The organism is Streptomyces sp. MA5143a (assembly GCF_900290235.1).
Classification (GTDB): Bacteria; Actinomycetota; Actinomycetes; order Streptomycetales; family Streptomycetaceae; genus Streptomyces.
The window spans coordinates 1-644 of the sequence record NZ_OLMK01000166.1 but is presented as its reverse complement, the minus strand read 5'-3'; the positions used below and the strand labels follow the sequence as shown (position 1 = coordinate 644).

The 644-nt window shown below is 66.6% G+C and carries 1 protein-coding gene; it reads left to right on the top strand.

What is annotated here, in order from left to right; translation table 11 throughout:
- A partial coding sequence (locus SMA5143A_RS42340; protein ID WP_146194067.1) for a 2-oxoacid:ferredoxin oxidoreductase subunit beta occupies positions 1-644 on the top strand: 644 nt, incomplete at both ends.

Here is a 644-nt window from a genome sequence, read left to right as displayed (position 1 = left end):
GAACTCGGCCTCGCCAAGGAGAACATCGTCTTCGTCTCCGGCATCGGCTGCTCCTCCCGCTTCCCGTACTACATGGACACCTACGGGATGCACTCCATCCACGGCCGCGCCCCCGCCATCGCCACCGGCCTCGCCACCTCACGCCGCGACCTCTCCGTCTGGGTCGTCACCGGCGACGGCGACGCCCTCTCCATCGGCGGCAACCACCTCATCCACGCCCTCCGCCGCAACGTCAACCTCAAGATCCTCCTCTTCAACAACCGCATCTACGGACTTACCAAAGGCCAGTACTCCCCCACCTCCGAGGTAGGGAAGATCACCAAATCGACACCCATGGGATCCCTCGACGCCCCCTTCAACCCGGTCTCCCTCGCCATCGGCGCCGAAGCCTCCTTCGTCGCCCGCACCGTCGACTCCGACCGCAAACACCTCACCGAGGTCCTGCGCCAGGCCGCCGCCCACCCCGGCACCGCCCTCGTCGAGATCTACCAGAACTGCAACATCTTCAACGACGGCGCCTTCGAGATCCTCAAGGACCGCCAACAGGCCGAAGAAGCCGTCATCCGCCTCGAACACGGCCAACCCATCCGCTTCGGCGCGGACGGAGCGCGCGGCGTCGTCCGCGACGAGACCACCGGCGACCT